Source organism: Mycoplasma todarodis, from assembly GCF_004335995.1.
In the GTDB taxonomy this organism is placed as follows: domain Bacteria; phylum Bacillota_I; class Bacilli_A; order Mycoplasmatales; family Metamycoplasmataceae; genus Mycoplasma_K; species Mycoplasma_K todarodis.
The window spans coordinates 1-8,000 of sequence record NZ_PSZP01000027.1; the positions used below are offsets into that span (position 1 = coordinate 1).

The window sequence follows — 8,000 nt, forward strand, 5'->3', positions numbered from 1 at the left end:
GCACCTGAATCCATTCCGAACTCAGCAGTTAAGCCCGTTAACGTCGACGATAGCCGTAAGGTGAAAATAGAAAGTCGCTTTTTTTTACGCCATTTTTGATCTGGCGTATTTTTTTTGATCCTTTTCTTTGCTTAATAATAGCTATTTTATTGTTGTTTTAAGGGGCTCTTTTATATTCTAAAAATACTTTATGTTATAATGAATAAAATAAACAAATCTTTCACCTTCCTTTTATTAATTTAACTACATAGCAATTAATAGAACAGAAAGTACACAAGCAGAAAAAGGAGGCCAAAATGGCTAATATTAATATATTCGCTCTTGGAGGACAAGACGAAAATGGTAAGAACTGTTACGCAATTGAAGTAAATAACGATACTTTTATTGTTGATGCAGGTATAAAATTACCCGTAGTTTCAAAATTAGGTGTTGACACAATCATCCCTACTTTTGATTACATTACAAAAAATTCAAAGAAAATAAAAGGTGTGTTCATATCTCATGGTCATGATGAAGTGTTCGCCGCACTACCATGATTACTTATGGCAACAAAAGGACTTAAAATTTACGGTTCAAAATTCACAGTTGATGTAATAAAAGAACGTGTTTCTAAATATAAAATAGGACACAATGATTATTCAATTAACATTATTGATAAAGACACAAAATTTGGGGATGTAGTTGTAAAACCATTTGAACTTGCACACTCAATACCAGGAACATTAGGTTACAACTTCTCAACAGAAGATGGTGATATTCTTTATATGACAAACTATGTTGTTGGAGATTTAGGTAAATACGGAAAAACTGATTTAGAAGTTATTAAAAAATCAACATCTGAAAAAGGTATTCTTGCATTACTTGCTGAGTCAGCGAGATCTTCATATATCGGTTCTGCATTTGATAAATCATCTGTTAAACCAGTTGTTTCAGAAACATTCAAAACAACACCAGCAGATCAAAGAATCATTGTTGGAGCATATGATGAGGAGATGTATACATTACAAGAGATTCTTGATCTAGCTATTGAAGCTAATAGACCAGTTATCACTTATGGTAGAGCTTATTCAACATTAATCAAAACATTTGTTAAACAAAACCCAGACGCTAAATTACCAAAATTTATAGATTATAAATTAGCTGAGAAAACTAATAATGCCGTTATCTTAGTAACAGGTACAGGTGAAAGACTTTACCAAAGATTCATCAGAATTTGTGAAGGTAATGATGTATTCTTAAAATTCAGAAAAGAAGATACAGTAATTATGATTGCCCCTCCAATTAATGGTCTTGAAAAAACAGCAGCAAGAACTCTTGATTTAATCTCAAGAAACCTTAGAAGAATTTATGATGTTTCTGAAAAAGATTACTACAAATTCAACCCAGCAAGAGAAGATATTTTCAATACAATAAGTATTTTAAAACCAAGAAACTTCATTCCTATCTCAGGGCTTTTCAGATATTTAAAAAATGCTGAAAGAATTGCTGAAGAAGCACACAAATTTACAAAATCAATTACATTACAAAATGGAAAGATTGCATTATTCAAAGATGGTAAACTTGCATCAACTAATGGAAAAATTAAAGAACATGGAGATACAATCATTGATGGGTTCGGAGTTGGTGACTTATCATACGGTGTAATCGCTGAACGTGAAGAACTTGCACGTGAAGGTGTTCTTACTGTTGCTATCTTAATTGATTACAAATCTAAAAAAGTATTGTCAGATATTAATATCAACACAGTTGGAATTATGATTCCAAAAGGTGGAGATACAGACATTATGGATTTAATTAAATCTAGAATTATTCAAACTATTGAAGAACAAGAAAGATTTGATTATAAATTAATTCAAAACAGAATTAGAAACAGAATTAAAAAATCATTATTTAGAGCAATTAACAAAGAACCAATGGTTGTTGTTACATTTTACGAAGTTTAGAACCGAATGGTTCTTTTTTCTTTATAATTTATCTACAATGAATAATGCTAAACACAATCCCAAAAATGAATATAAGGCTTTAAAGGATAATAAGATACTTGGAATGATTTTATTAATGGTTGCTGTATCTCTACAAATCTTTGCATTTTTAGAGGTTCCATTCCTAAGTAGTATCCACGCTTATACTGTTGGTATGTTATTTGGTGTATTCAATCCATTCTTCTATTTATTCGTAATATTCCACGCAATGAAGATGATTCTTCCAAGTAAATGAAACCTACCTAAATGATTCAAATTAAACACGTACACTTATTGATTTATTGCAATATCAATAATATTTACCATACATGCATGAGGTGCTTATGCTGATTTACATAATAAAGATACAAATAACTTAAATACATTTGGTGGAAGAGCATGAGAGATAGCTATCAAGGAAGATTGATGAGGTAAATTTAAAACTCCTGCTGCGAATGATTCGTATTGAAAACCAAACAGTCAATGAGGTGGATTAATTGGTTTTTCAGTTTGAGCATTCTTTGCAATGTTTAGTTCTCCTATTGGAGCTGGTGTAATTGCAGCTATAGCATTAGTTGTTTCAATATCATTCTTAATAACTGGTTCTACATTCGGACTTTATAAATTTAAGAAAAACAAAAAAAGACAAATTCTTAAAGAGAAAGAAGCACATGGCGACGAGTTGATTGAAGTTAAAGAAGAGCAAGAACCAATCAATGATACAAAACACTTAACTAATACTTCTGAATTCGACTTACCTTTCGAAGATCCGTTTGCTGAAGAAGATGCCCCTTCTCCAAAACCGCAACCCCAACAACAAGCGGCACCTGTTGAACAACCCAAGCCACAACCAAGTGTCCCAGCTAGAAAAGTGATTATGCAACCTAAGCCACAACCAAAAATTAGGCAACCATACATTCATCCTCAATATCCAATTATTAAATCTGAAGAGGTTCTAAATACACCGAAAGATTCAGATACATCACAACTTAAAGAAGAGATTAAGGAAAAAGCTAAAAAGTTACAAGAACTATTCGTTACTTTTAAGATTGATGCCAAAGTTTCGAGAACAGTGGTGGGACCAACTTTAACTAAATACATAATTACTCCAGGACCTGGAATTAACCTTAAGAAATTTGCTCAACTTGAACAAAATATTAAAATGGTTCTTGCAGCTACCGATGTAAGGATGGAATTACCAATACCTGGTGAAGCAGCAATAGGTGTTGAAGTACCTAATGCTAATCCACAAATGGTTTCATTTAAAGAAATTTTCGATGAAATGAATAACGATGAGAAATTTAAAGGAGAACCTTTAGCTGCTGCTTTAGGTAAAACTATAAATGGTCAAACATTAGTAATCCCTGTTAATAAAACTCCACACTTACTTGTAGCTGGAGCAACTGGTTCTGGTAAATCAGTTGGTATAAATGCGATTTTAATGTCTATGATCATGAGAACTTCGCCCGAACACTTGAGACTTGTTTTGGTTGATCCTAAGATGGTTGAATTTATGCCATATAATAAAGTTCCACATTTATTAACTCCTGTAATTACGGATCCAGAAATTGCTTCAAAAGCACTTGATGGACTTGTAGAAGAGATGGAGAGAAGATATTCTACAATGGCTGGTATGTTTGTAAGGAATATTGAAGAATATAATGCAAAAGCAAAAGAGAAATGACCATATATCGTATGTGTTATTGATGAATTAGCTGATCTTATGAATGTTGCGGCTAAAATAGTTGAAACATCAATTCAACGTATTACACAAAAAGCTAGAGCAGCTGGAATACATTTAATAGTTGCTACTCAAAGACCTTCAACAAATGTTGTTACCGGTGTTATTAAAGCTAATATCCCTTCAAGGATTTCATTCTCCGTAACATCTGGTGTAGATTCAAAAGTTATTCTGGATTCAGTTGGAGCAGAAAAACTAATGGGTCGTGGAGATATGCTGATGTCTTTATATGGTAAAGGTATAGAACGTGCACAAGGTGCTTACTTGTCTAATGAAGAGATTGAAGCTATAATTGATAAGGTAAAGGATTATCCTGCACCACCTAGTTTCGATATATTAGGAACTAAAAAAGAAGAGGATGAAGAGTTAGAGTTTGATGAAGAAACAGTAAGAAAGCAAGAACAAAAACAATCTGATGATGATTTCATGGAAGGGATATTTAGATAATGATAAAAGATATGACACTAAAAGAATTCGAAGGAATTAAAAACGAGGGAGTTGTAATCGTAGATTTCTACACTGAATGATGTGGAGATTGCAAAATGATGCAACCCGTTTATGAAAACCTAGCAAACGAATTTAAAGATAAACCAGTTACATTTGCATCTGTTGATGCGGAGAAAGCTGAAGTATTTCAAAAGGCTGAAGGTTACAGCGTAACTAAAGTTCCAACTTTCATTGTATTTAAAGATGGGAAAGAAGTTGCAAGAGGTGTTGAATACCAACCAATGGATAAAATGATTGGATGACTAAACGACGCTTTATAAAGGCCTTAAAATAGTTAATATATACAAAACTGAGAACTATCTCAGTTTTTTTAATTTATATTTCGATTTGTTATCATTTGGTTATGAAAAAGAAAATAAATGTTGTTGCTGCAATTATCAAAAATCAAAATAAATATCTAATTGCTCAAAGACCGAAAACTGGTTTTTTTAAGAATAAATGAGAATTCCCTGGGGCGAAAATTGAAAAGGCTGGAAATGAGGTTTCTTTATTATTGGATGATATTAAAAAGAACTTTAATTTTGATATTGCATTAAATAAACAAATAGTAACAACTAATTACAAACATCCATTTGCATCAATTAATATTACTTTTATAGAATGTGAGTTATTATCTTCGGTTGAAAAAATGGAACTTAAAACACACCAAAAAGCACTTTGGGTAAGTGCGGGTGAGTTTGATAATTATGACTGAGTTGAACCTGATTTAAAAGTTATTGAAATTATTAAAAACACTAAATAAACCATGTTAATGTTAGTTAAAAATACCTTGTAAAGCTTTCACAAAAGATTAAAATGAAAGATATGAGAAAACAAAATACTACAACTGATACAAAACACGATCAAATGATTGTTAGAGCTCTTAAGATCAATAAAATAACAGGATTATTCGCTAGTGCTAAATTAATTGTGTGAATACTTTTTGTGTTTTCAACTGTAAATTTCCCCATTTTTTGATTCAAAATACGTTTTTACTTAGATTCGAAATCCACACCAACTGGATTATGAGTTCTTTTTGCTATAACAAGCACCATTCTAATCGCTTTAATTTGTCAAACAATTTATTTTTCATACAAACATTTAATTACATTTTCAAGAATAATCAAAAGATTTGGCAAAAGCGAAGAAGAATTGGCAATTATCGCAAAACACATTAAAAAACCATTATTGGATAATGATCAAAGAACATTCATTGAATGATTTGCATTAGGAAAAAATAAATGGTGACATTACACTCCATTTCTAGGGATAACAAATTGGTTTGGTTTTGGGGGCGGTTATGCAGGACATGGCGAAGGTATGGAAACAGCTCTTTATATTTTCATTGGGCGAAAAGAAATGCTGGCGATTAGGGAAGAAATAAAAGCGTTGAAAGAATCAAAAATATCGGCAGATAAGTAATTCGTTATCTGCTTATTAAAAAAACAGATAAAGTTCTTTTATAAAAGTGAGGATGTATAATTTTATTATGAAAACAATATTAGCAATATCTGACAATCACGGAAATAAAGAAATAGTAGATAAGATTTTATCTATAGAAGAATATGATTTAGCAATACATATGGGAGATTCTGAGTTTGATAAAAAATGAGCAGAAGCAAGATTTGATTATTGTGTTGAGGGTAATAATGACTACAATAGTCTTCCGCTAGAGATTAATTTTGAATATGAAGGTTTGAAATTTATGATCTTACATGGGCATTCACGAGGTATATATGTCCATAATTGAAATGAATTACCTGTTGAAGTAGCAAAAGCTGAGGGTGTTGATGTTCTTATACATGGACATTCACATATCCCCTATATCAATGATAAACAAGGGGTTTTTACATCGTGTCCAGGTTCTACAACTATACCAAGAAGTATGGAAGGCCCTACCTATGCGGTGTATAAAATAAAAAATGGAAAAATTTATGGTGAAATTAAGTCAATTCCTGTGTTATAATGAATAAGCAAAAAAACTGGCCGAGTAGCTCAGCTGGATAGAGCACGTCCCTTCTAAGGATGTGGTCAGAGGTTCGAATCCTCTCTCGGTCACCATTTTTTTTACGCCTTTTTTACCCCAAAAATGATGAAAAATACCACTTTTATACTCAAAATGGTAAAATTACCTTACTATGAAACAAGACTACTACGCTGAAATTATCAAAGAAATTAAAGAATTGATACAAACAAACCCAACTGAAGCTGCTAAAAAATTAGAAGTTGAATTAAACATGCCATACATACCTGAAAGATATGAAGCAAAATTCATAAATCTTTTAGAAGAATTAAAATTCAAAATTAAACAAGATGCAGTTGTTAATAATGAATTAAGCAGAGACGAGGTGCTTGATATTTTAATGGAAAACGATTCTATTAAAATGCCAATGGCTATGGCTAAATTAAAAGAACTCAATCTTAGATCTATAATCGATGACTTGCATAAGCTGATTGCGAAAGAATCAACACCAAATATGATTAAAACTATTGTTTATGAATATTGTGTAGAACAAGGAATAGATCATAACTTCGATTGAAATGATAAAGTAATCAATCCTAAGATAGTTGGGTCTGTAGTTGCTCTTAAAACCTACCTAAACACTTACATGGGTATTGAAAAGATAATTACAAAGAATCCTTCACTAGAACATGTGGCTAAAACCTTACTGGAACTTTATTCATTGAATACTTTCCCTGATTTCATTGACGAACCAGAGGGGCTGGAAAACGTTATTATTAATATAGCTTATGAATCAATGGGTTTACCTTCGATGGTAACGGTTGATCAAGTTAGAATGAAACATGTTAAAGAATATATAAAATAGATGCATTATTGCAATTGTAAAAAAAGAGATGCCCTCTTTTTTTATTTTTATTTTGTAACAAAAATTAAGTTTTTAATGAGCGATCAATCATGCAATATATTTTTTGCATGTTGTTAAAATTATCCGAAAGAATAAAGCGAGGGCTTAAGTTGTTTGTTTTATGCAATTTTTTTAAAAAATAAAACGCTTTCAAGAACTTAATTCATAACTATTGATTTAATATTTTATAACTCTTTTAAAACCAATTTCCTTAAAATAATCTATAATTTATTTACATAAGCAAACAATAAAAGCTATATAGGAGAATATAACATGGCAAAAAGAGAATTACTAAAAGCAACAGCTGAACTAAAAATTACAGTTAAAGCAAATAAAGTTAAGTGAGAAGAAGCGCAAGCTAAAGCAAAAACAGGTTTAGCAGCTAACCTTAAAGTTGATGGATTTAGAAAAGGTAAAATTCCTGCAAACTTATTAGATAAATACATTTCAGAACCAGAAGTATGACATAAAGCACTTCCAACAATGCTAGATGATCTAGTTAAAGAAGCAGCAAAAGAAATCAAAGAAGATGAAATCATCCTTGATGGACCTTCATACAACGTTGAAAAACTAACAGGAACAGAACTAGAAGTTTCATTCATCTACCCAGTTTACCCAGAAATTAAACTAGCAGATTACAAAAACCTAAAAACAAAATACGTTGAGCCAACACTTGATGATAAAGCAGTTGAAGAAGAACTTAAAAATCTACAAAACATGCATGGAGTACTTGTACCAGTAGAAAGAGAAGCAAAATTAGGAGATACACTTAAATTTGACTTTGAAGGATTCGTTGGAGAGGCAGCATTCCAAGGTGGAAAAGCTGAAGATTACGAATTAGAACTTGGATCAGGACAATTCATCCCAGGATTCGAAGACCAATTAGTTGGAGTTAAAGCTGGAGAAGAAAAAGAAGTTAAAGTTACTTTCCCAGAAGAATACCAC

At 31.5% G+C, this 8,000-nt stretch carries 8 protein-coding genes and 1 tRNA gene; all 9 read left to right on the plus strand.

Going from position 1 to position 8,000, the window contains the following annotated elements:
* Positions 1–296: 296 nt before the first annotated feature.
* Positions 297–1,943 carry a ribonuclease J gene (locus C4B25_RS03280; protein WP_131613626.1) on the plus strand — a complete coding sequence of 549 codons (1,647 nt, stop codon included), beginning with the start codon at positions 297–299 and terminating at the stop codon, positions 1,941–1,943.
* Between the two features lie 37 nt (positions 1,944–1,980).
* Entirely contained in the window at positions 1,981–4,149 is a 2,169-nt protein-coding gene (locus C4B25_RS03285; RefSeq protein WP_131613627.1) for a DNA translocase FtsK, read from the plus strand.
* Entirely contained in the window at positions 4,149–4,469 is a 321-nt protein-coding gene (locus C4B25_RS03290; protein WP_131613628.1) for a thioredoxin family protein, read from the plus strand. Before C4B25_RS03285 ends, C4B25_RS03290 begins: the two co-directional genes overlap by 1 nt.
* A gap of 83 nt (positions 4,470–4,552) precedes the next feature.
* Positions 4,553–4,951 carry an NUDIX domain-containing protein gene (locus tag C4B25_RS03295; protein WP_131613629.1) on the plus strand — a complete coding sequence of 133 codons (399 nt, stop codon included), beginning with the start codon at positions 4,553–4,555 and terminating at the stop codon, positions 4,949–4,951.
* Positions 4,952–5,013: 62 nt separating this feature from the next.
* Entirely contained in the window at positions 5,014–5,610 is a 597-nt protein-coding gene (locus C4B25_RS03300) for a hypothetical protein (protein WP_131613630.1), read from the plus strand.
* 67 nt (positions 5,611–5,677) lie between these two features.
* Entirely contained in the window at positions 5,678–6,154 is a 477-nt protein-coding gene (locus tag C4B25_RS03305; RefSeq protein WP_168380688.1) for a metallophosphoesterase family protein, read from the plus strand.
* An 18-nt stretch (positions 6,155–6,172) separates the two neighbouring features.
* Positions 6,173–6,249, plus strand: a tRNA-Arg gene (locus C4B25_RS03310).
* Between the two features lie 77 nt (positions 6,250–6,326).
* Entirely contained in the window at positions 6,327–7,016 is a 690-nt protein-coding gene (locus C4B25_RS03315; protein ID WP_131613632.1) for a hypothetical protein, read from the plus strand.
* Between the two features lie 312 nt (positions 7,017–7,328).
* On the plus strand, positions 7,329–8,000 hold a 672-nt coding region (gene tig, locus C4B25_RS03320; protein ID WP_131613633.1), incomplete at its 3' end, for a trigger factor.